Origin of the sequence: Sphingomonas yantingensis, from assembly GCF_014199325.1 — a bacterium.
Classification (GTDB): domain Bacteria; phylum Pseudomonadota; class Alphaproteobacteria; order Sphingomonadales; family Sphingomonadaceae; genus Sphingomonas; species Sphingomonas yantingensis.
Genome location: NZ_JACIJJ010000002.1, coordinates 591,846 through 613,322 on the forward strand (window position 1 = coordinate 591,846; position 21,477 = coordinate 613,322).

At 69.5% G+C, this 21,477-nt stretch carries 19 protein-coding genes and 1 tRNA gene; 9 read left to right on the plus strand and 11 right to left on the minus strand.

The window, feature by feature from the left end:
• Nucleotides 1-19 precede the first annotated feature (19 nt).
• From panB to FHR19_RS09065, 6 genes are all read left to right on the plus strand, one after another.
• On the plus strand, nucleotides 20-895 hold the full coding sequence (gene panB / locus FHR19_RS09040) for a 3-methyl-2-oxobutanoate hydroxymethyltransferase (RefSeq protein WP_184027202.1): 876 nt from the start codon (nucleotides 20-22) through the stop codon (nucleotides 893-895).
• 178 nt (nucleotides 896-1,073) lie between these two features.
• Nucleotides 1,074-1,778, plus strand: coding sequence for a tetratricopeptide repeat protein (locus FHR19_RS09045; protein ID WP_184027204.1), 705 nt, complete (start codon nucleotides 1,074-1,076; stop codon nucleotides 1,776-1,778).
• Nucleotides 1,775-3,097 (plus strand): outer membrane protein assembly factor BamB family protein, encoded by a 1,323-nt coding sequence (locus tag FHR19_RS09050; RefSeq protein WP_184027206.1) that lies wholly within the window; start codon nucleotides 1,775-1,777, stop codon nucleotides 3,095-3,097. The genes FHR19_RS09045 and FHR19_RS09050 overlap by 4 nt, the downstream gene beginning before the upstream one ends.
• A gap of 143 nt (nucleotides 3,098-3,240) precedes the next feature.
• Nucleotides 3,241-4,587 carry a ribosome biogenesis GTPase Der gene (gene der / locus FHR19_RS09055; RefSeq protein WP_184027208.1) on the plus strand — a complete coding sequence of 449 codons (1,347 nt, stop codon included), beginning with the start codon at nucleotides 3,241-3,243 and terminating at the stop codon, nucleotides 4,585-4,587.
• Nucleotides 4,584-4,787 carry a sulfurtransferase TusA family protein gene (locus tag FHR19_RS09060; protein ID WP_184027210.1) on the plus strand — a complete coding sequence of 68 codons (204 nt, stop codon included), beginning with the start codon at nucleotides 4,584-4,586 and terminating at the stop codon, nucleotides 4,785-4,787. The genes der and FHR19_RS09060 overlap by 4 nt, the downstream gene beginning before the upstream one ends.
• A gap of 72 nt (nucleotides 4,788-4,859) precedes the next feature.
• Complete coding sequence (locus FHR19_RS09065; protein ID WP_184027212.1) at nucleotides 4,860-5,282, plus strand: Hpt domain-containing protein; 423 nt, start codon at nucleotides 4,860-4,862, stop codon at nucleotides 5,280-5,282.
• A 60-nt stretch (nucleotides 5,283-5,342) separates the two neighbouring features.
• Here FHR19_RS09065 and FHR19_RS09070 read toward each other — a convergent pair whose 3' ends face one another.
• Both FHR19_RS09070 and FHR19_RS09075 read right to left on the minus strand, forming a co-directional pair.
• Nucleotides 5,343-6,518, minus strand: a complete 1,176-nt coding sequence (locus FHR19_RS09070; protein ID WP_184027214.1) for an acetyl-CoA C-acyltransferase — start codon at nucleotides 6,516-6,518, stop codon at nucleotides 5,343-5,345.
• A 19-nt stretch (nucleotides 6,519-6,537) separates the two neighbouring features.
• Nucleotides 6,538-6,990 carry a MaoC family dehydratase gene (locus tag FHR19_RS09075; RefSeq protein WP_184027216.1) on the minus strand — a complete coding sequence of 151 codons (453 nt, stop codon included), beginning with the start codon at nucleotides 6,988-6,990 and terminating at the stop codon, nucleotides 6,538-6,540.
• A gap of 98 nt (nucleotides 6,991-7,088) precedes the next feature.
• Between FHR19_RS09075 and FHR19_RS09080 the strand changes: the two genes are divergently transcribed.
• Nucleotides 7,089-10,052 (plus strand): L-glutamate gamma-semialdehyde dehydrogenase, encoded by a 2,964-nt coding sequence (locus FHR19_RS09080; protein ID WP_425505959.1) that lies wholly within the window; start codon nucleotides 7,089-7,091, stop codon nucleotides 10,050-10,052.
• Nucleotides 10,053-10,287: 235 nt separating this feature from the next.
• Here the strand turns inward: FHR19_RS09080 and FHR19_RS09085 are convergent, their stop codons facing one another.
• From FHR19_RS09085 to FHR19_RS09110, 6 genes are all read right to left on the minus strand, one after another.
• The gene (locus tag FHR19_RS09085) at nucleotides 10,288-11,508 is read right to left on the minus strand and encodes an argininosuccinate synthase (protein ID WP_184027220.1); all 1,221 of its coding nucleotides are present in this window, start codon (nucleotides 11,506-11,508) and stop codon (nucleotides 10,288-10,290) included.
• A 31-nt stretch (nucleotides 11,509-11,539) separates the two neighbouring features.
• Nucleotides 11,540-11,616, minus strand: a tRNA-Arg gene (locus FHR19_RS09090).
• Nucleotides 11,617-11,651: 35 nt separating this feature from the next.
• Nucleotides 11,652-12,104 carry a DUF1178 family protein gene (locus FHR19_RS09095; protein WP_184027221.1) on the minus strand — a complete coding sequence of 151 codons (453 nt, stop codon included), beginning with the start codon at nucleotides 12,102-12,104 and terminating at the stop codon, nucleotides 11,652-11,654.
• On the minus strand, nucleotides 12,101-12,925 hold the full coding sequence (locus FHR19_RS09100) for a nitrilase-related carbon-nitrogen hydrolase (RefSeq protein WP_184027223.1): 825 nt from the start codon (nucleotides 12,923-12,925) through the stop codon (nucleotides 12,101-12,103). The genes FHR19_RS09095 and FHR19_RS09100 overlap by 4 nt, the downstream gene beginning before the upstream one ends.
• Nucleotides 12,922-13,179 carry a glutaredoxin 3 gene (gene grxC / locus FHR19_RS09105; protein WP_184027225.1) on the minus strand — a complete coding sequence of 86 codons (258 nt, stop codon included), beginning with the start codon at nucleotides 13,177-13,179 and terminating at the stop codon, nucleotides 12,922-12,924. Before grxC ends, FHR19_RS09100 begins: the two co-directional genes overlap by 4 nt.
• A 31-nt stretch (nucleotides 13,180-13,210) precedes the next feature.
• The gene (locus FHR19_RS09110) at nucleotides 13,211-13,852 is read right to left on the minus strand and encodes a ComF family protein (protein ID WP_343053218.1); all 642 of its coding nucleotides are present in this window, start codon (nucleotides 13,850-13,852) and stop codon (nucleotides 13,211-13,213) included.
• A gap of 44 nt (nucleotides 13,853-13,896) precedes the next feature.
• Here FHR19_RS09110 and FHR19_RS09115 point away from each other — a divergent pair, with 44 nt between their 5' ends.
• Nucleotides 13,897-14,748, plus strand: coding sequence for a class I SAM-dependent methyltransferase (locus tag FHR19_RS09115; RefSeq protein ID WP_184027227.1), 852 nt, complete (start codon nucleotides 13,897-13,899; stop codon nucleotides 14,746-14,748).
• Entirely contained in the window at nucleotides 14,745-16,058 is a 1,314-nt protein-coding gene (locus FHR19_RS09120) for an amidohydrolase (RefSeq protein WP_184027229.1), read from the plus strand. The genes FHR19_RS09115 and FHR19_RS09120 overlap by 4 nt, the downstream gene beginning before the upstream one ends.
• Here the strand turns inward: FHR19_RS09120 and FHR19_RS09125 are convergent.
• From FHR19_RS09125 to FHR19_RS09130, 3 genes are all read right to left on the minus strand, one after another.
• Nucleotides 16,055-16,522, minus strand: coding sequence for a hypothetical protein (locus FHR19_RS09125; RefSeq protein WP_184027231.1), 468 nt, complete (start codon nucleotides 16,520-16,522; stop codon nucleotides 16,055-16,057). The genes FHR19_RS09120 and FHR19_RS09125 overlap by 4 nt on opposite strands.
• Nucleotides 16,523-16,551: 29 nt before the next feature.
• On the minus strand, nucleotides 16,552-16,683 hold the full coding sequence (locus FHR19_RS17855) for a hypothetical protein (RefSeq protein ID WP_281375664.1): 132 nt from the start codon (nucleotides 16,681-16,683) through the stop codon (nucleotides 16,552-16,554).
• Nucleotides 16,684-16,837: 154 nt separating this feature from the next.
• On the minus strand, nucleotides 16,838-21,469 hold the full coding sequence (locus tag FHR19_RS09130) for an NAD-glutamate dehydrogenase (protein WP_184027233.1): 4,632 nt from the start codon (nucleotides 21,467-21,469) through the stop codon (nucleotides 16,838-16,840).
• Nucleotides 21,470-21,477 lie beyond the last annotated feature (8 nt).

The window sequence follows — 21,477 nt, forward strand, 5'->3', positions numbered from 1 at the left end:
GGGGGTAGAGCGCGCGCCCATGTCCACGACGTTCACGCTCGATACGGCGACGAGCCGCGCCAACCCGACGCCCGCGCCGATGCGACGGCTGACGGTGCCCGCGATCCAGCGGCGCAAGGGCGGCGAGCCGATCGTGATGCTGACGGCGTACACGGCGCGGATGGCGCAGCTGCTCGACGCGCATTGCGACATGCTGCTGGTCGGCGACAGCCTGGGGCAGGTGATCTACGGCCTGCCGTCCACGCTGTCGGTCACGCTCGACATGATGATCGCGCACGGCGCCGCGGTGGTGCGCGGCAGCTATCACGCGGTGGTCGTCATCGACATGCCCTTCGGCAGCTACGAGGCCTCGCCCCAGGCGGCGTTCGCGAGCGCGGCTCGGGTCATGGCGGAAACCGGCGCGGCGGCGGTGAAGCTCGAGGGGGGCGAGGCGATGGCCGAGACCGTCGCGTTCCTCACCCGGCGCGGCATCCCCGTCGTCGGCCATGTCGGCCTGACGCCGCAGGCGGTCAACGCGCTCGGTGGCTATGGCGCGCGCGGCAAGAGCGAGGCCGAGCAGGCCAAGATCCTCGCCGATGCAAAGGCGATCGCCGATGCCGGCGCCTTCGCGCTGGTGGTCGAGGGGGTGGTCGAGCCGCTGGCCCAAGCGATCACTGCCGCGGTCGCCTGCCCGGTCATCGGCATCGGCGCGTCCGCCGACTGCGACGGTCAGGTGCTCGTGACCGAGGACATGCTCGGCCTGTTTGACCGCACCGCGCGGTTCGTGAAGAAGTACGACGACATGGCCGGCCGCATTTCCGCCGCGGTGGAAACGTACGCGGACGAAGTGCGGTCGCGGGCGTTTCCGGGGTCGGACCAACTCTATCCGGCCGAGGTGGCGAAGACGCAGACCTGACAGGCCTTTTCCTTCACCCCGGACTTGATCCGGGGTCCCGCTGCCTTGGAAGAAGGAAGAAGCGGGACCCCGGATCAAGTCCGGGGTGACGAATAGGATGGATGTTCCTTTCCACCCCATTTCGTTTCACGCGCGTCGCCGCTAAGGTCCGCCGCCGCACGATCCCACGGAGTTTCACTTGGCGCTTACCCCCGAGAACAATGCGGTCTTCATGCGCGAGGTCGACGAGGAGCTGCGCCGTGAGCGGCTGACCAGCTTCTGGACGCGCTACGGCCGGTGGCTGATCGTCGCGATCGTGCTGGCGCTCGTCGCGCTTGGCGGCTGGTTCTACTGGCAGCACCGTCAGACCGTGAAGGCGGGCGAAGAGGGCGTCGCCTATGCCAAGGCGCTCGAGGATCTGGGCGCCAACAAGCCGACCGCAGCGAAGGCGGCGCTCGCCGAACTCGCCAAGAGCGACAGCGAGGGCTATGCGGCGATGGCCCGCTTCGTCGAGGGCGACGTGGCGCTCCAGGCCAACGACCTGAAGGGTGCGGCCGCCAAGTTCGCGGCGATCGCCGCCGACACCAGGCTCGACCAGCCCTATCGTGACCTGGCGCTCGTCCGCCAGACCGCGGCCGAATACGACACGCTTCCGCCCGCCAAGGTGGTCGAGCGGCTCGGCGGCCTCGCGACCAAGGATAGCCCGTGGTTCGGCAGCGCCGGCGAGATGGTCGGCGTCGCCTATATCCGCATGAACAAGCGCGCCGAGGCGGGGCGCCTGTTCGGCGAGATCGCCGGCACCGAAAGCGTGCCGCAGACCATTCGTCAACGCGCGGTTCAGCTCGCAGGCGTACTCGGCGTCGATGCCGTGACCCAGGACCAGGAAAAGAAGAAAGCCGAATGAACAAGAAGCTGACGCTGCCGCTCGCGGCGCTGGCGCTGACCGCCCTTGGCGGCTGCGGCATCTTCAAGGGCGGCGACAAGAAGACGCCGGTCGTCGGCAACCGCGTGCCGATCCTTGTCGCCGAAAGCGGCACCGACGTCGATCCGGCGCTGGCCGGGCAGGACGTCCTGCTGCCCGCCGCCGCGCCCAACGACAGCTGGAGCCAGCCCGGCGGCAGCGCGTCGAAGGCGATGGGCCATCTGGCGCTCGCCGACCAGCCGACGCGCGCGTGGAGTGTGAAGATCCCGGGCGGCAACACCCGCGTTCGGCTGGGCGCCGCGCCCGTCGTCGCGGGCGGCCGCCTCTATGTCGTCGATGTCGAGGGCGTGGTGCACGCGTTCGACGCCGCCACCGGCGCGGCCGTGTGGAAGTCGCCGACCGCCAAGGGCGAGGACAAGCAGCCCGCGCGCTTCGGCGGCGGCGTCAGCGTCGAGGGCGACCGCGTGTTTGCGACCAACGGCCTCGGCGAAGTGGTGGCGTTCAATGCCGCGGACGGGGCCGAGCTGTGGCGTGCGAAGCCGGGCGGGCCGCTGCGCGGCGCGCCGGGCGTGGGCCTGGGTGACATCTTCGTCCTCAGCCAGGACAATCAGCTGTTCGCTCTCAACGCCGCCGACGGCAAGACGGTGTGGACGCAGTCGGGCAGCCTCGAGGCGCAGGGCGTGTTCGGCGTGGCCGCACCGGCGATCGCGCAGGGCACCGTCGTCGCGGGCTTCAGCTCGGGCGAGCTCAACGCCTATCGCTACGAGAATGGCCGTACGCTGTGGGGCGACAGCCTGTCGCGCACCAGCATGTCGACCTCGGTCTCGGCACTCGCCGACATCGATGCCGAGCCGGTAATCGATCAGGGTCGCGTGTTCGCGGTCGGGCAGGGCGGCCGCATGGTCAGCCTCGAGATCGTCAGCGGCCAGCGGATCTGGGAACAGAATATCGCTGGCATTTCGACCCCGTGGCTGGCGGGCGAATGGCTGTTCGTCGTCGACAGCGAGGCGCGGCTGTTCGCGATGGCGCGCGGCACCGGGCGCGTGCGCTGGATCGGCAACCTCGGCCGCTGGCGCAACGAAAAGAAGAAGAAGGGGCCGATCGGCTGGGTCGGCCCGGTGCTGGCGGGCAACCGGCTGTGGGCGCTGAGCTCGCAGGGGACGATCGCGGCGGTCAATCCCGCCGACGGCAGCGTCGCCGCGCGGATCGAGACCAAGGGCAGCTTCACCCTGCCGCCGGTGGTCGCCAATTCCACGCTCTACACGCTCAGCGACGACGGCGAGCTCAGCGCCTATCGTTAAACGCCTGTCGCATCCGCGTCGGATGCGCTAGGACAAGTGATCCGTGCTCCCGCGAAAGCGGGGGCCTAGAGCCGCAGGCGACCCGCTTGTGACCCTGGGCTCCCGCGTTCGCGGGAGCACTCGTTTTTGACCGAAAGCCACTCATGCCGCTTCCCACCGTCGCCATCATCGGGCGCCCCAATGTCGGCAAGTCGACGCTGTTCAACCGGCTGGTCGGCAAGAAGCTGGCGCTGGTCGACGATCAGCCGGGCGTGACGCGCGACCGGCGTGAGGGGGACGCGACGCTGCTCGGCTGCGATTTCCGCGTCATCGACACCGCCGGGTTCGAGGATGAGGACGCCGCGACGCTGCCCGGCCGGATGCGCCAGCAGACCGAGGCGGCACTGCGCGAGGCGGACGTGGCGCTGTTCCTGGTCGATGCGCGCCAGGGCCTGACACCGCTGGACGAGGAGGTCGCCCGCTGGCTGCGCGTCGCCGACGTGCCCGTCATCCTCGCCGCCAACAAGGCCGAAGGCCGGCTCGCCGAATCGAGCATCTATGAGGCGATGGCGCTGGGCTTCGAGGACCCGATTGCGCTGTCGGCCGAGCATGGCGAGGGGATCGCCGACCTGTTCGATGCACTGCGTCCCTATATCGATCGCCCCGACCTGGAGGCGGAGATCGAGGATCCCGAGAGCCCCGACGCGCCGTTGAAGCTGGCGATCGTCGGACGCCCGAACGCCGGCAAGTCGACGCTCATCAATACGCTCTTGGGCGAAAACCGGCTCATCACCGGGCCGGAAGCAGGGATCACGCGCGATTCGATCGCGATCGACTGGGAATGGCAGGGCCGGCGCGTCCGCCTGATCGACACCGCGGGGATGCGCAAGCGTGCCAAGGTGCAGGAAAAGCTGGAAAAGCTCTCCGTCGCCGATGCGCTGCGCGCGATCGACTTCGCCGAGGTGGTCGTCATCCTGCTCGACGCCACCAAGGGACTGGAGGGCCAGGACCTCAAAATCGCCGACAAGGTGATTTCGGAGGGCCGCGCGATCATGATCGTCCTCAACAAGTGGGACGTGGCGGAAAACGCCTCCTACCTGTTCAACGGCGTCAAGCAGGCGCTGGACGACGGCCTGGCGCAGGTGAAGGGCGTGCCGCTGCTCACCACCTCGGGCGCGACGGGCAAGGGCCTCGACACGATGCTGAAGGTGGCGTTCGAGACGCGCGAGGCGTGGAGCCGCCGCGTGTCGACGGGCGCGCTCAATCGCTGGTTCGAGCGGGCGATCGAGGCGAACCCGCCGCCCGCGCCCGGCGGCAAGCGGATCAAGCCGCGCTACATCACCCAGAACACGACACGGCCGCCGACCTTCGTCCTGTTCGGGACGCGCGTCGACCTGCTCCCCGAAAGCTACAAGCGCTACCTCGTAAACAGCCTGCGCCGCGAGTTCGACTTCGGCGCGGTGCCGGTGCGCCTCAACCTGCGCGCGCCGAAGAATCCGTTCGATCCGTGACGCGGGTCGATGCGCGGGGGCTGAAATGCCCGTGGCCGGCGCTCCGCGCAGCGCGAGCGCTGCGCGAGACGAAGGCGGTCGAGATCCTCGCCGACGACCCCGCCGCGGCGCGCGAGTTGGCGGCGCTGGCGGCGGCGCAAGGGCTTGGTTTCGAAGCGATTGCGCCTGCCACATTCCGCATCGGCGCGCCCGGATCGTAACCCCTCCTTTACCGCGCGGGGGCTAGATCAAAGGCCAACGAGCCCGTGGTCGCGGGGGTAGGAGGCGCGAAGATGACGACATCGGTCGACGACCGATCGCTGGTGAACTGGCCGAGCTATACGCAGGCGCGTAGCGAGCTGGGCGCCAATTTCGTGCGCATTCTCGGTTATTTCCGCGAGGACGGGCTGAAATCCGTCGACGCGATCGAAGCGGCGATGCGCGCCCGCTCGGCCGCGGGCCTGGTGGTGCCGGCGCACACGCTGAAGGGCGAATCGCGCCAGTTCGGGGCCGATCCGCTCGCCGATCTGGCCGAGACGATTGAGGTCGCCGCGCGCGACTGCGTCGAGCGGCACGACGCGCCGGATTTCATCCTGGAACAGGTGGTGCAGCTTCGCCCGCTGTTCGAAAAGACGCTGACGCTGCTGGAGCGCGAGGCGAACCCGCTGGTGATGCGCAAGCCCGGCGGCGGGTTCGGACGCCGCGTCGCGGTCTGAGGCCGTTCAGCCCTCTCCCTGGAATGGCGCCCCGGCCGAAACCGGGGCGCTTTTTTTATATCAGAGGACCTCGAACAGCCCGGCCGCACCCATGCCGCCGCCGACGCACATCGTCACGACGACGTACTTCGCGCCGCGGCGCTTGCCCTCGATCAGCGCGTGGCCGGTCATCCGCGCGCCCGACATGCCATAGGGGTGGCCGATCGAGATCGCGCCGCCATTGACGTTCAGAAGCTCGTTCGGGATGCCGAGCTTGTCGCGGCAATAGAGCACCTGCACCGCGAACGCCTCGTTTAGCTCCCAGAGGCCGATATCGTCCATCTTGAGGTTGAAGCGCTCGAGCAGCTTGGGGATCGCATAGACGGGACCGATGCCCATCTCGTCGGGCTCGGTGCCCGCCACCGCCATGCCGACATAGCGGCCGAGCGGGGTAAGGCCGTGGCGGGCCGCCACGCTCTCCTCCATCAGCACGCTCGCCGACGAGCCATCCGACAACTGGCTGGCGTTGCCCGCGGTGATGACGCCGCCCGGCAGCACCGCCTGGAGCGAGGCAAGTCCCTCGGCCGAGGTGTCGGGACGGTTGCCCTCATCCTTCGACAGCGTGACTTCCTTCTGGGACACTTCCTTCGTCGCCTTGTCGACCACGTTCATCGTCGCGGTCACGGGGACGATCTCGTCGTCGAACTTGCCCGCGGCCTGCGCGGCGGCGGTGCGCTGCTGCGACTGGAGGCCGTATTCGTCCTGCGCCTCGCGGCTGATGCCGTAGCGCTTGGCGACCGTCTCGGCGGTCTGGAGCATCGGCATGTACACGTCCTTGTGCATCGCCAGCAGCTCGGGATCGGGGGCGATGCGCATCTGCGGCGTCTGGACGAGGCTGATCGATTCGACGCCGCCGCCGACGACCACGTCCATGTTGTCGACGACGATCTGCTTGGCGGCGGTAGCGATCGCCATCAGGCCCGAGGCGCACTGGCGGTCGAGCGTCATGCCAGCGACGCTGACGGGCAGGCCGGCGCGCAGCAGGATCTGGCGCGCAACGTTGGTCGACTGGTGCCCCTGCTGTAGCGCGGCGCCGATGATGACGTCGTCGACCTGCGCGCCCTCGATCCCGGCGCGCTGGACCGCGGCCTCGACCGACTTGGCGCCCAGCGACTGCGCGGGCAGGTTGTTGAACGCACCGCGATAGGCGCGGCCGATCGGCGTGCGGGCGGTGGAGACGATGACGGCGGAGCGCATGGCTGTTCCTTCTGGTCGTTCAAACGAAGATCTGGCTGATCCATTCGGCGATGAGCGCGGGCTTGTCCTCGCCCTCGATCTCGACGGTGAATTCGGTGGTGTGCTGCCACTGGCCCGGCCGCTTTTCGGCAAGCTCCAGCAGCTTGAAACGCCCGCGGACGCGTTTCCCAGAGCGGACCGGCGTCAGGAAGCGGACGCGGTTGCCGCCGTAGTTCACGCCCATCTTCGCGTCGGCGATCTCCAGCCCCTCGGTCCGCTCGGCCAGTAGCGGCATCAGCGAGAGGGTCAGGAACCCGTGCGCGATCGTGCCGCCGAACGGGGTTTCAGCGGCGCGTTCGGGGTCGATATGGATGAACTGGCGGTCGCCGGTCGCCTCGGCAAAGGCGTCGATCATCGCCTGATCCACGCGCACCCAGTCGGACGTGCGGACCGTCCCAACCTCTTTGGCGCGTTCTTGGATGGCGACGGGCATTCCCTCTCCGCAGGCTTTGGCGCATATCGCGCGCCATCATCTAGTGGCGAGGCGGGCGTGCTCGCAAGCCCAAAGAAACCGGAAACACGAAAATGCAGATGGCCCTAACGTCACCCGCCCGAGATGCGCTGGCAAAGCTGCACCGCGCGAGCGAACCCGATGTTCTAAAACCGCTGCTCGACCGCGCGCGGCTGTCGCCCGATTCGCGCGAGCGGGTGCTGGGCCACGCCGCCGGGCTGATCGCCGACCTGCGCGCGGCACAGACCAAGGGGTGGGTGAACCAGTTCCTGCAGGAATATCGCCTGAATTCGTCGGAGGGCGTGGCGCTCTTGAGCCTCGCCGAGGCGTTCCTGCGCGTGCCCGACCCCGAGACCGCCGATCTCCTGATCGCCGACAAGCTGGGCGATGCCGACTGGCGCGCGCACACCGGCAAGTCGAACTCGGCGCTGGTCAATTCCGCGACCTGGGGGCTGGTCGTCGGCCGCGCGCTGGTGGGCGAGGGGGCGGCAGGTGCGCTGAAGCGCCTCATCGCCCGTGCGGGCGAGCCGTTCGTGCGCCAGGCCGTGGGCGCGGCGATGCGGATGATGGGCGAGGTGTTCGTGATGGGCCGCACCATCGACGAAGCCGCCCGCCGCATGAAGAAGCCCGAGAACCGCGGCTTCACCGCCAGCTTCGACATGCTAGGCGAGGCCGCACGGACGAAGGCGGATGCCGAGCGCTACTTCGAGGCCTATGTGGGCGCGATCCGTGCGGTCGGCAGTGATCCGGCGGCGGGGCATTCGGTCAGCGTCAAGTTGTCCGCGCTCCACCCCCGCTACGAAGTCGGCCAGTGGGACACCTGCGTCCCCGAGCTGACCGACATGCTGGCGCAGCTCGCGAGCGAGGCGGCGGGGCGCGGCATCGCGCTGACCGTCGATGCCGAGGAGAGCGAGCGCCTCGAAATGAGCCTCGAGATCATTGGCGCGGTCGCCCGCCGGCCCGAGCTCGCCGGCTGGGACGGCTATGGCATGGCGGTGCAGGCCTATGGCAAGCGCGCCCGCGCCGTCATCCGCTGGGCAGACGCGCTGGGCCGGGTGATGAACGTCCGACTGGTCAAGGGCGCGTACTGGGACAGCGAGATCAAGCGGACGCAGGTCGAGGGGCTGAGCGACTATCCGCTGTTCACGCGCAAGGCGGCGACCGACGTCTCCTATCTCGCCTGCGCGCGCGACATGCTCGACGCGGTGCATATCCGCCCGGCCTTTGCGAGCCACAATGCGCTGACCGTCGCGACCATCCTCGAATGGGCGGGCGACAGCCGCGACTTCGAGTTCCAGCGGCTGCACGGCATGGGCGAGGGCCTCTATGAGCGGCTGGTGCGCGAACAGGGCTATCACTGCCGCATCTATGCGCCGGTGGGCGGGCATCGCGACCTGCTCGCCTATCTGGTCCGCCGGCTGCTGGAGAACGGTGCCAATTCCAGCTTCGTCCACCAGCTTGCCGACGAGCATCTGACCGACGAGGAACTGCTCGCCGATCCGGTCGAGAAGATCGCCGAGGTGGGCGGGACGCGCCATCCGTCGATCCCGCTGCCGAAGGACCTGTTCGGCGCATGGGGCAACAGCGGCGGCATCGACCTGTTCGACCGCGCGATCCTGAAGGCGACGAGCGACGCGATCGCCGCCGCGCCGGTGCCGCATGTCGGCAAGGCGGCGGGCAGCGATGTTGGCCTCGCCATCGCCAAGGCACAGGCGGCGTTCCCGGCGTGGAACGCGCGCGCGCCCGAGGAGCGCGCCGCGATCCTCGAACGCTATGCCGACCTGCTCGAAGCCAACCGGATCGAGCTGATGGCTTATGCGGTGAAGGAGGCGTTCAAGACGATCCCTGACGCGCTCGGCGAAATCCGTGAGGCGGCCGATTTCTGTCGCTACTACGCGATGCAGGCGCGGGGCATCCTCGCGCCGCGCGTGCTGCCGGGGCCGACCGGCGAGCGCAACGAACTGCGCATGGGCGGGCGGGGTATCTGGGCGACGATCGCGCCGTGGAACTTCCCGCTGGCGATCTTCACCGGCCAGAACGTCGCCGCATTGGTGACAGGCAACACCGTCGTCGCCAAGCCCGCACCGCAGACGCCGGGCATCGCCGCGCGCGCGGTCGAGCTGGCGCACGAAGCGGGCGTGCCCGCGGATGCGCTGATCCTCGTCACCGGCGGGCCTGAGGTCGGTGCGGCGCTGACGACCGACGAGCGGATTGCCGGCGTCGCCTTCACCGGCTCCACCCCGACCGCCAAGAAGATCGCGCGCTCGCTGCTGGAGGGCGACGACCGCGCCATCGTGCCGCTGATCGCCGAGACCGGCGGCGTCAACGCGATGATCGTCGATTCGACCGCGCTGCCCGAACAGGTGGTGGCGGACGTGGTGACCAGCGCCTTCCGCTCGGCGGGCCAGCGTTGCTCGGCGCTGCGCCTGCTGATCCTTCAGGAGGAGATCGCCGAACCGATCCTCGAGATGCTGAAGGGTGCGATGCAGTTGCTGCGCGTCGGCGATCCCGCCGATCCGCGCACCGATGTGGGGCCGGTGATCGACGATGCTGCGTACGAGAAGCTGATGGCATATCGCGAGAGTATGCGCGGCCGCTGGATCGGCACGATCGGCGTGCCCGCCGAGGGGCGGTTCGTGCCGCCCACCGCGATCCGCATCGACCGGATCGAGGACCTGAATGCCGAATGGTTCGGGCCGTTGCTCCACGTCGCGACCTGGCCGGCGGGCGAGCTCACCAAGACGATCGAGCACGTCAACGCCAAGCGGTTCGGGCTGACGATGGGCCTGCACAGCCGCATCGCCCGATCAGCCGAGATCGCCGAGGCGCGGGCGCATGTCGGCAATCTCTACATCAACCGCTCGATGATCGGCGCGGTCGTCGGCAGCCAGCCGTTCGGCGGTGAGGGGTTGTCGGGGACGGGGCCGAAGGCGGGCGGACCGAACTATCTGCCGCGCTTTTGCGCCGAGCGGGCAGTGTCGGTGGATACCACCAGCGCGGGCGGCAATGCGTCGCTGCTGAGTTTGGACGAAGGGGGGATCTGAGTTCCAGGCCGTACCCCGGCGGAGGCCGGGGTCAAGTTACCGGACGCGGGGAAAGATCCGCCACTTTTCCCAACTGGACCCCGGCCTTCGCCGGGGTACGGCTCAGGGGCAGCGGTTGCTCACGTCACCCCGGACTAGTTCCGGGTCCACCTGCTGGCGCTGCCGCCTGAACCTCTATTGGCCTCGCGGGCCGCGAGGTGGACCCCGGAACAAGTCCGGGGTGACGGGAAGGGATTCAACCCTCGCCGCGCCGCCCCAGCAGCCGCAACCGCAGGGCGTTCAGCTTGATGAACCCCGCCGCGTCGCGCTGGTCGTAAGCGCCGGCATCGTCCTCGAACGTCACGACCTTTTCGCTGTAGAGCGTGTTCGGCGACTTGCGGCCGACGACGTACACGCCGCCCTTGTAGAGCTTCAGCCGCACCGTCCCCGCGACCTTTTCCTGGCTGTGGTCGATCGCGGCCTGCAGCATCTCGCGCTCGGGCGCGAACCAGAAGCCGTTGTAGATGAGCTCGGCATAGCGCGGCATCAGCTCGTCCTTCAGATGCGCGGCGCCGCGGTCGAGGGTGATCTGCTCGATCCCCCGGTGGGCAAGGGCGTAGATGGTGCCGCCCGGCGTCTCGTACATGCCGCGCGACTTCATGCCGACGAAGCGGTTCTCGACGAGGTCGAGGCGGCCGATGCCGTGCTTGCGGCCGAGCTCGTTAAGCGCCGCCAGCAGCGTGGCGGGGCTCATCGCCTCGCCATTCAGTGCCACGCCGTCGCCGCGCTCGAAATCCAGGGTGATGAATTCCGGCGCGTCAGGCGCGTCCTCGGGGTTCACCGTGCGCGAATAGACATAATCGGGCACCTCGTCCCACGGATCCTCGAGCACCTTGCCCTCGGACGAGGTGTGAAGAAGGTTGGCGTCGGTCGAGAAGGGGCTCTCGCCGCGCTTGTCCTTCGGCACCGGGATCTGGTGCGCTTCGGCAAAGGCGATGAGGGCGGTGCGGCTGGTGAGGTCCCATTCGCGCCACGGCGCGATGACCTTGATGTCGGGGTTCAGCGCATAGGCGGACAGCTCGAAGCGGACCTGATCGTTGCCCTTGCCCGTGGCGCCGTGTGCGACCGCGTCGGCGCCCACTTCGGCGGCGATCTCGATCAACCGCTTCGAAATGAGCGGCCGCGCGATCGAGGTGCCGAGCAGGTAAAGCCCCTCGTACAGCGCATTGGCGCGCATCATCGGGAAGACGAAGTCGCGGACGAACTCCTCGCGCAGGTCGTCGATATAGATGTGCTCGGGCCGGACGCCCATCAGCTCGGCCTTGGCGCGCGCGGGCTCCAGCTCCTCGCCCTGGCCCAGGTCGGCGGTGAAGGTCACGACCTCGCAATTATAGGTCTGTTGGAGCCATTTGAGGATCACGCTGGTGTCGAGGCCGCCGGAATAGGCGAGGACGACGCGCTTGATCGGGTCGGACATGGGGGCAGGCTCCGCAACGTTCAGTGATCAGTGGTGCCCCGAGAGAGACTCGAACTCCCGACCTGCGGTTTAGGAAACCGTTGCTCTGTCCTGCTGAGCTATCGGGGCACGCGCGCCCGCCCTATGGCAGCGAGGCGGCGGAATCAATTGCGCGTCTCCGGCGGCACCACCGGGAAGGGCAGGGGGGCGATCGGCACGCCCTCCTCCGCCAGTGCTTTTGCCTCTGCAAGGCTGGCCTGGCCGTGGATCGGGGTTTCGGGCGCGTCGCCGAGGTGCATCGCGCGCGCCTTGTCGGCAAAGGCGGTGCCGACCCATTGCGATTTTTCCAGCGCCTTCGCCTGTGCGGCGGCCATCGCCGCGAGCGCCGCCTTGATCGCAGCGGGCGAGGGCGTTTCGTCGGCCTTGGCAGGGACGGCGGCGCGCTGGTTGCCCTTGGCGCCGACATTGGGAGCCATCACCGCCTTTTCGATCTCGGCCGAGCCGCAGAGCGGGCAGGCGACGAGGCCGCCGGCGCGCTGTTCCTCATAGGCAGCGCTGCTGCCGAACCACGCCTCGAACACATGCCCGGTGCCACAGCGCAGGTCGAAGACGATCACCGCGCAACCTCGACCGCGGGGATCGGCCGGGCGTGGTCGAGCACGGGGATGCGCGCGCGCACCTCGGCCACGCGTTCGGGCTCAATCTCGGCAAAGCCGAGCCCGGGCGCCTCGCCCATGTCCAGCAGCACTTCGCCCCAGGGATCGACGACGAGCGAGTGGCCATAGGTCGTGCGGCCGTCCTCATGCTCGCCGGTCTGCGCGGCGGCGATGACGAAGCAGCCCGTTTCGACCGCGCGGGCGCGCAGGAGGAGGTGCCAGTGCGCCTCACCCGTGGGGCGCGTGAATGCGGCGGGCACCGACAGGATCTGTGCCCCCGCTGCGCTCAGCGCGTGATAGAGCGCGGCGAAGCGCAGGTCGTAGCAGATGGAAAGGCCCATCAGCCCGATCGGCGCCTCCGCCAGCACCGCGCGCTGGCCCGGCGCATAGACCGCGGATTCACGCCAGCGGTCGCCGATGCCCACGTTGACGTCGAACAGATGCAGCTTGTCGTAGCGCGCGCGAACCTCGCCGCCCGCGTCGATGACGAAGGTGCGGTTGGCGAACCGTCCGTCCGCCTGTCGCACCGCGAGCGAGCCGAGGCTGACCCACAGGCCATGCGCTTTCGCCGCCGCCTGGACCGCGGCCAGCACGGGCTCCGCCGCCTCACCGACGATGCTCGCCGCCGCCCGCTCGCGGTCGCGGTCGATCAGGTTCGACATTTCGGGCGTGAACAGCATCGCGGCGCCGCCGGCCTTCGCCTCGGCCACGGCATCGACGATCGTCGCGGCATTGGCCGCGGGGTCGATGCCCGCGGTCATCTGGAGAAGGGCGAACTTCACGCCGACAGCAGTGCGTCGAGCCGCCCCTCGCGCTCCAGCGCGGCAAGGTCGTCGGAGCCGCCGACATGCGCGCCGTCGATGAACACCTGCGGCACCGTCGTTCGGCCGTTCGCGCGGTCGATCATCTCGGCGCGCTTCGGCCCGCCCATGGTGATGTCATATTCCTCGAACGCGGCGCCCTTCTGCGAAAGGAGCCGCTTGGCGCGCGTGCAATAGGGGCACCACGCCTTGGTATAGATTTCGACATTGGCCATGGGAGCGAGGTGGAAAGCGCGGGCGCGCTTGTCAATCGTCGGAACCGGCCAGAACGCGCGCGAAGACCAGCGTGGTCACGCGTGCGCCCGCCGCTTCAAGCACGGACGCACAGCCGCCGGTGGTCGCGCCGGTGGTGAACACGTCGTCGATCAGGACGACGTGACGGCCGGCCAGCGCCGCCGGGTCGATGACGGCGAACGCCCCGGCCACCGCGCGCCGCCGCGCGGCAAGGCCGAGGCCGCGCAGCACCGGCGTCGCGCGGGTGCGGACCAGCAGGTCGTGGCGCACCGCCACGCCGCTCGAACGCGCGAGCGACCCGGCGATCAGCCCCGCCTGATTATAGCCGCGCGACCAGAGCCGCCAGCGGGCGAGGGGCACGGGAACAATCAGCTCGGCATCCGCCGGCATCAGCCGCCGCATTGCCGCCGCGATGGGCTCGGCATGGCCGAGTCGGCGGGCATATTTGAGCTTGAGCAGCACGTCCCTCGCGACGCTGCCATAGGCGACGGCGGCGCGGACCGGCCCGCCCTCGTCGGGCAAGAAATCGAGCCCCTGCCAGCAGGGCGCGCAGAAGCGATGCGCCTCGCCCGTCACCGCGGCACAGGCCGGGCATCGCGGCGGCAGCGCATAGTCGATGGCCGCGCGGCCGAGCGTGGTGACGATCCCCCTCACGCCCCTCTTGTGCGGCCCGCCGGCCCGGCGCACAAGCGCGGGCGATGGCGACCACCCCGCCCCCCGAACCCTTTTCGCGATCGGCCCGGCGCCTGCGCCGCGACCGCGCCCAGCCCGGTTATGCCGGCCACGATTTCCTGCGCGCGGCGATGCTGGAGGGAATCGAGGAACGGCTGGCGGCGGTGCAGCGGCCGCTCAAGGACTTCCTCGACCTCGGCAGTTTCGATGGGGCGTTCGTGCCCCCGCCGGGCGCGCGGGTGGCGCGGCTGGATCCGGGCTTCGCCTTTGCGCGGGCGACCGGGGGCGTGCAGGGGGACGAGGATCGGCTGCCCTTCGCCGATGCCAGCTTCGACTGCGTCGTGTCGGCGGGCGTGCTCGATCAGGTCAACGACGTGCCCGGCGCACTGGCACTGGCGCGGCGGGTGCTGCGGCCCGACGGGCTGTTCCTCGCCGCGTTCGTCGGGGCCGGCAGCCTGCCGGTGCTGCGCGCCGCGCTGCTTGAGGGAGAATCGCCGCGGGCGGTTGCGCGCGTGCATCCGCAGATCGACGTGCGCTCGGCCGGCGACTTGCTGTCGCGCGCGGGCCTGACGCTGCCGGTCGCCGATATCGAGCCGCTGGCGGTGCGTTATGCGGGGATCGGGCGGCTGATCGAGGACTTGCGCGGGATGGGCGCGACCAACCTCCTGAAGGACACGCCGCCGCTGACCCGAACCGCGCTGGCCCGCGCAGCTGAGGCATTCGCCGCACGCGCCGATGCCGATGGCCGTGTGACCGAGCGGTTCCAGATCGTCTTCCTGACCGGCTGGGCGCCCGATCCCAGCCAGCCCAAGCCCGCGCGGCGCGGCAGCGGCAGGGCCAGCCTCGCCGACGCACTCCGTCCCGAAGGACCCGCATGATCCGTTCGCTGATCCCGCTCGCGGCGCTCGTCGCCGCGCCGCTCGCCGCGCAGGAGGCCGTTCGCGACGCGACGGCGGCGCAGATGCCGGCGCTCACCGCGCTCTACCGCGCTCTCCACGCCAATCCCGAACTCGCATTTCAGGAGAAGCGTTCGGCGAAACTGATGGCGGACGCGGCGCGCAAGGCGGGCTTCACCGTGACCGAGGGGGTGGGCCAGACCGGCGTCGTCGCGGTGATGAAGAACGGCCCCGGCCCGACGCTGCTGATCCGCACCGACATGGACGGCCTGCCCGTGGCCGAGGCGACCGGGCTGCCCTTCGCGTCGAAGGCGCGGGCGACGACGGCCGAGGGGAACGAGACCGCGGTGATGCACGCCTGCGGCCACGACACGCACATGGCCGGCTGGGTGGGGACGCTGAACAACCTTGCCCGCATGAAGGATCGATGGTCGGGCACGCTGATCATGATCGCGCAGCCCGCCGAGGAACGCGGGCTGGGGGCCAAGGCGATGCTCGACGACGGGCTCTACACCCGGTTTCCAAAGCCCGACGTGGCGCTCGCCTTTCACGACAGCGCCTCGCTGCCCGCGGGCACGATCGGGGTGCGGCCGGGCTTCGCGCTGGCGACGGTCGATTCGGTCGATCTTACCGTGCGCGGGGTGGGCGGACACGGCGCCTATCCCAGCGGCACGCGCGATCCCGTGGTGCTGGGCGCCAAGATCGTGATGGCGCTCCAGACGCTGGTCAGCCGCGAGAACGATCCGCAATCGCCCGCGGTGGTGACGGTCGGCAGCTTCCGTGCCGGCACCAGCCACAACGTCATCGGCGACGAGGCGACGCTGCTCATCACCGTCCGCAGTTACGAGGAAAAGACGCGAAAGCTCCTTCTCGACGGCATCGCCCGGATCGCCCGTGGTGAGGCGATCGCCAGCGGCGTGCCGGAGGACCGGATGCCGGTGATGACCGTCCGCCCGAACTCGACCCCCGCGACGTTCAACACCGATCCGCTCACCGGGCGCATCCGCTCGGTCTTCGAGACGCGCTTCGGCAAGGCGCGCGTCGCCGACGTGCCCGCGGCAATGGTGGGCGAGGATTTCAGCCGCTATTACCTCGCCGACAAGGCAGGCGTGCAGAGCCTGCTCTTCTGGGTCGGCGGCGTGCCTCAAGCGAAGTGGGATGCGGCGCAGGCAGCGGGCGCGTCGCTCCCCTCGCTGCACAGCCCCGCCTGGGCACCCGATGCCGAGACGGTGTTCGCGACCGCCGCGGAGGCGATGACCGCCGCGGCGCTCGACGTGCTGAAAAAGGGCTAGGCGCCCGCCAGCGGCGTGCCCGACCGCTCGCAGACATAGCGCGCCAGTTCCTCGCGCAGCGGCATGCCGTGGATCGAGCGGAGCGGGCCGTCATGCGCGACGTCGCTTTCCACCCGCCCGCGGGTGGGGGCGACGCCGACGACGTGGAATAGGCGCTTCCCGCAATCGACCTCGGTCCGGGCATAGGCGACGCGGTCGTCATGCTCCTGCCGGATGATCGCGATGCTGGTGCCCGCCAGCGTCGAGCGGTGGCGAAGCAGGTAATAATCGGAGCGCTTGTCCGACGGCGTGGGGATCAGGTCGCCGACGATATCGAGCTTCGCCGGCTTGAGCGCCGCCACCTCGGTCTCGGCTAGGTTGCGCAGCACCACGGTGCCGCCGTCGTTGCTCGATGCGTCGCTCGTCCCGCACGCGCCCAGCATCAATGCCCCGGTCATCACCCCCATCGCCATCATCGTCCGCATACCGGCATCTCTCCTCAAAAAGGGGGCGCTCAGCGTGGTCGCAGAAGCTCGACGGCGACGCCGAGCCCCAGCGCGATGGCGACAATCAACGCGCTGGCGGCATCGTTCCACGTGGGTCCGAGGTCGATCAGGCGGGTCGAAAGGTCGTTGAAGTCGAACACGTTGAGCCGTCCCCTTGGGTCAGCGCGGCGGGCGCCGCGTCGAGGGAACAGCTAAGCGCGTGCGCGTTGCGTTACTCGCACCGCACCGCAACAAATTATTGCTGACGAAAGTTAGCCTGGGCGGGTGCGGCGATAGACCGCACCCGCCCGGAAATCAGCGCCCGAGAAGGACGCGGGCCTGCCCGGCGATCTGCGCGAGCATCGCCGCGCTCGGGCTGGGCGCCCGGCGCGCACGTGCCACGAGCGAGGCGAACTGCTCGACGCGCGGGCGATTCGTCGCCAGCCACGCATCGACCGCCGCCTGCGGATCGCGCCCGTCCTGCCGCGACAGGAAGTCGAGGCGGAGCTGCTGGAAATCGCGCGCAAGGCCCGCGATCAGCAGCCGCTCCCACGGATCGCCCGAGGCGACGCGCGCGGCATTCGCCTGTGCCCAGTCGAGGCCGAGCGCATGGCCCAGATGCGTGAACGCGCGCGTCAGCACCGCCTCCTCGGTTCCGAGCCGCTGGCTGAGATCGGCCAGGCCCACCGCGCCGTCGAGTTCGAAGATGCGGACGACCTTCTTCACCAGCGCGGCGGGTGCGCCTGCTGCCTCCAGCCGGTCGGCGATCCGCGCCGACTGCGCGCTTGCCTCTTCGAGCAACAGGTCGCGGGTCTGACGGTCGAGGCTGGCGATGCCGGGCTTCAGCCGGGCGATGACTTCGCCCGGCCGCGTGCCGGGTGCGGCGATGCGGAGCAGGTCGGCGATCTGCGACCGGGTGGCGACCGCCACTTCCTCGAGCAGCGCAAGCCGCGCGCCCTCGGGCATGTCGGTCGTCTCGATCGCTTCCCAGAGCGCGGGGAGGCCGAACAGCCGCTCGGCCACGACGAACATGCCGGCGATGTCGGCCATGCCGGCGCCTTCCTCTTCGGCAAGCTCGAAGGGGTGGAGGACGCCAAGGCGATTGACGACGCGGTTGGCGAGCTTCGTCGCGACGATCTCGTTGCGAAGGCGATGCTGGCGGATCGCGTCGGCGAACTTCTTCTGCATCGGCCGGGGGAAAGCGGCCATCAGGTCGGGCTCGAGTTCGGGGTCCTGTCCCAGCTCGGCCTGTTCGATCGCATCCTGTAGCGCCAGCTTGGCGCTCGCCAGCAGTACCGCGAGCTCGGGCCGGGTGAGGCCGCGGCCCTCCTGCGCGACGCGGAGCATGTCCTCGTTGGTGCCCAGCCCCTCGACCGTGCGGTCGAGCCGGCCGTTCGCCTCGAGGATCTCGATCACGCGGACATAGCTCGGCACCGCGACCGACCCGTCATTCTCCATGAACGACAGCGCAAGCGTCTGGAGGCGATTGTCCTCCAGCACCAGCTCCGACACCTCGTCGGTCATCGACACGAGCAGGTCGTCGCGCTTGGCGAGCTTCAACCGGCCCTCGGTCACTTCGCGGTTGAGCGCGATCTTGATGTTGACCTCGTTGTCCGAGCAATCGACGCCCGCCGAATTGTCGATGAAGTCGGTGTTGATGCGCCCGCCCTTCGTCGCGAACGCGATGCGCGCGGCCTGCGTGACGCCCAGATTCGCGCCCTCGCCGATCGCCTTCGCGCGCACCTGTTCGGCATTGACGCGCAGGCGGTCGTTGGCAGGGTCGCCGACCTCGGCGTTATTTTCGTGTCCCGCCTTGATGTAGGTGCCGATGCCACCAAACCAGATGAGGTCCACGGGCGCTTTCAGGATCGCACCGATCAGGCTGGTGGGGTCGAGCTCGGTTGCGTCCACGCCCAGCAGCTCGCGGACCTGTTTCGAGAGCTTGATCGACTTTTCGGTGCGCGCGAACACGCCGCCGCCCTTGGAAATCAGCGAGGGGTCGTAGTCCGCCCAGCTCGACCGCGGCAGCGCAAACAGCCTGTCGCGCTCCGCCCAGCTCGCCGACGGATCGGGATCGGGGTCGAGGAAGATGTGGCGATGGTCGAATGCGGCGCGCAGGCGGATCGCCTTGGACAGCAGCATGCCGTTACCGAACACGTCGCCCGACATGTCGCCGCAACCGACGACGTCGATCGGCTGCGTCTGCACGTCGACGCCCATTTCGAGGAAATGGCGCTGCACCGACACCCAGCCGCCCTTGGCGGTGATGCCCATCGCCTTGTGGTCGTAGCCCTTCGACCCGCCGCTGGCGAAGGCGTCGCCCAGCCAGAAGCCGCGTTCCTGCGCGATCGCGTTGGCGACGTCGCTGAAGCTCGCCGTGCCCTTGTCGGCAGCGACGACGAAATAGGGGTCCTCGCCGTCGTGGATCACGACGCTGTCGGGATGCACCACGGCGCCGTCGACGATGTTGTCGGTGATCGACAGGAGCGAGCGGATGAAGATGCGATAGCTCTCCGTCCCCTCGGCCAGCCACGCCTCACGATCCGACGACGGCGGCAGTTGCTTGGGATAGAAGCCACCCTTCGCGCCGGTCGGCACGATGACTGCGTTCTTCACGCGCTGCGCCTTCATCAGGCCGAGGATCTCGGTGCGGAAATCGTCGCGCCGGTCCGACCAGCGAAGGCCGCCGCGCGCGACCGGGCCGGCACGCAGATGGATACCCTCCACCCGCGGCGAATAGACGAAGATCTCGCGCCAGGGGAGGGGCAGGGGCAGGCCCGGTACCTTGGCCGAATCGAGCTTGAACGCCAGCGCCTCGTCCGCGGCGGGCGCAAAGGCGTTGGTGCGCAGCGTCGCCGCGACGACGCCGCGAAGCGCGCGCAGGATGCGGTCGTCGTCGATTGCGGAGACGGCGTCGAGGCCGCTCTCGATCGCCTTCGCCGCCTTCTCGATCGCCGCGTCGCGCCCGTCGGCGCGCGACGGATCGTGCGCGGCCGAGAAATGCGCGATCAGCCCCGCCGCGACCTTCGGCGCGCGGCGCAGCGCATCGACGACGGTACCGAGGCCGTAAGCCAGACCCGTCTGGCGCAGATAGCGGAACCACGCGCGATAGAGGACGACCGACAGCGGCGACGTGCCCGCCTCGACCACCAGCCGGTTAAAGGCGTCGTTCTCCGCGCGGTTCTCCAGCACCGCCTGGATCGCCGCCTCGACCATCGGGTGGTCCAGGTGCTTCTCGGCATGCGGAGCGCCCGGCACCTCGACATAGAAATCGTGGATGACGATCTCGCCCTCGCCGTCGAGCAGGGTCGGCAGCTCGGCGATGACGCGAAAGCCGAAATTCTCGAGCGCGGGGACCGCGTCCGACAAGGGCAGCGCGCCGCCGCGGCGATAGATCTTGATGCGGAAGCGGCCGTCGTCGGGATTGTCGTCGGCGAGGATCCGAACCTGCCGGTCGTTCGCCTCTTCCAGTTCAGCGATGCGCAGCACGTCCTGTGCCGCTTCCTCCGGCGTGAAGGCGTTGCGGTAATTGACCGGGAAGCTGCTGGCATGGCGCAGCGCCAGCCGCGCCGCGCGGCCCGCGCCGGCCAGATCGACCAGCGCCGCCTCCACCGCCGCGGACCAGCCGCGCATCATGCGGACAAGGCGGTCGTCCAGCGCCTCGGCATCGGGCATCCGGCCCGCGCCGCGCAGGTCGAGCGTGTAGCGGATCAGCGCCGTCTCGCCGTCTTCGAGGCTGATCGACCAGCTGAGCAGCGAGGCGTTCGCCGCCTCCGCCAGCATCGTGCCGATCGCCTCGCGCCGGCCCGTCGTCAGCTCGTCGCGCGGCAGCCAGACGAAGCCGAACAGGTGCCGGCCGAGTACCGACTTCACCAGCACCAGCTTGGGTCGCGGGCGATCGGCGATCGACATCGCGGTGAGGACCAGTGTTTCCAGCGCATCCTGATCGAACGCGGTGGTCAGGTCGTGCGGCAGTTCGGTCAGCGAATGCGCCATCGCCTTGCCGGTGTGGCCGCGCGGGTCGAAGCCGAACTTGGCGGTCAGCGCCTTGAGGCTGCGGCGGAGCAGCGGCACCTCGTGCGGCGGCGAATGCAGCGCCGCACTGGTCCACAGGCCGGCATGAATCGACAGGCCGGTGACCCGCTCACCCTTCAGGATCGGCAGCAGCACGAGATCGAGCGGCACGCGGCGATGGACGGTCGAGATGCAGTTCGACTTGAGGAGCAGCGGCGCGCGGCCACCCTTGGCGAAATACTCGGCGGCAAGGCCGCGCGACGCTTCGGCCAGCAGCGGCGTCTCCAGTGGTTCGGCGGCGATGCCGATCGCATCGCGCACGCCGCCCTCGACGTCCCAGCACTCGTGGCCGAGCAGCGTCATGTGCCCGTCAAGGAACCAGCGGAGCAGCGCCGCGCCCTCGTCATCCTCGGTCCGGTCGGCATCGGCCGACAGCGCCGCCTGAAGCTGCGGCCAGTCGGCGACCGCGCGGCGGACATGGCCAAGATTGCGCTCGAGATCCTCGACCACTTCGCGCCGTTCCTTGGCGTCCAGCCGATCCATCTCGATATAGACCATCGATTCGGGGGCGCCGGCGTCGTCGTCGATCGCGGTCAGCGCGCCGCTCTTGTCGCGCACGACGCGCAGGACCGGATGGACCAGCCGCTCGATCGGGGCGCCCGCCGCGCCGATCGTCGCGGCGATCGAATCGACCAGGAACGGCATGTCGTCGTTGATGACAGCGAGGCGCATCCGCCGCCGCTCGTCACGAGCAAAGGTGTCGATGGCGATCGCGGGGCGGCCGGGCGGGCGCGTCGCCGCCGCCTCCGCCACGAAGCCCGCCGCATCGGCGCGCTCGGCCTTGTCGAGGCCCTCAGTCTCTCCCGGAAGCGCTCCATCGAAGAAGCGCGCTGCGATCGCCTTGGCCGGCGTCGTGCCTTTCTTGCTCAGCATGGGCGGGC

Coding starts and splice junctions, on each gene's coding strand:
- panB (WP_184027202.1), top strand. CDS start 20: ATGTCCACGACGTTCACGCTCGATACGGCGACGAGCCGCGCCAACCCG.
- FHR19_RS09050 (WP_184027206.1), top strand. CDS start 1,775: ATGAACAAGAAGCTGACGCTGCCGCTCGCGGCGCTGGCGCTGACCGCC.
- der (WP_184027208.1), top strand. CDS start 3,241: ATGCCGCTTCCCACCGTCGCCATCATCGGGCGCCCCAATGTCGGCAAG.
- FHR19_RS09065 (WP_184027212.1), top strand. CDS start 4,860: ATGACGACATCGGTCGACGACCGATCGCTGGTGAACTGGCCGAGCTAT.
- FHR19_RS09070 (WP_184027214.1), bottom strand. CDS start 6,518: ATGCGCTCCGCCGTCATCGTCTCCACCGCCCGCACGCCGATCGGCCGC.
- FHR19_RS09075 (WP_184027216.1), bottom strand. CDS start 6,990: ATGCCCGTCGCCATCCAAGAACGCGCCAAAGAGGTTGGGACGGTCCGC.
- FHR19_RS09080 (WP_425505959.1), top strand. CDS start 7,089: ATGGCCCTAACGTCACCCGCCCGAGATGCGCTGGCAAAGCTGCACCGC.
- FHR19_RS09085 (WP_184027220.1), bottom strand. CDS start 11,508: ATGTCCGACCCGATCAAGCGCGTCGTCCTCGCCTATTCCGGCGGCCTC.
- grxC (WP_184027225.1), bottom strand. CDS start 13,179: ATGGCCAATGTCGAAATCTATACCAAGGCGTGGTGCCCCTATTGCACG.
- FHR19_RS09115 (WP_184027227.1), top strand. CDS start 13,897: ATGGCGACCACCCCGCCCCCCGAACCCTTTTCGCGATCGGCCCGGCGC.
- FHR19_RS09120 (WP_184027229.1), top strand. CDS start 14,745: ATGATCCGTTCGCTGATCCCGCTCGCGGCGCTCGTCGCCGCGCCGCTC.
- FHR19_RS09125 (WP_184027231.1), bottom strand. CDS start 16,522: ATGCGGACGATGATGGCGATGGGGGTGATGACCGGGGCATTGATGCTG.
- FHR19_RS09130 (WP_184027233.1), bottom strand. CDS start 21,469: ATGCTGAGCAAGAAAGGCACGACGCCGGCCAAGGCGATCGCAGCGCGC.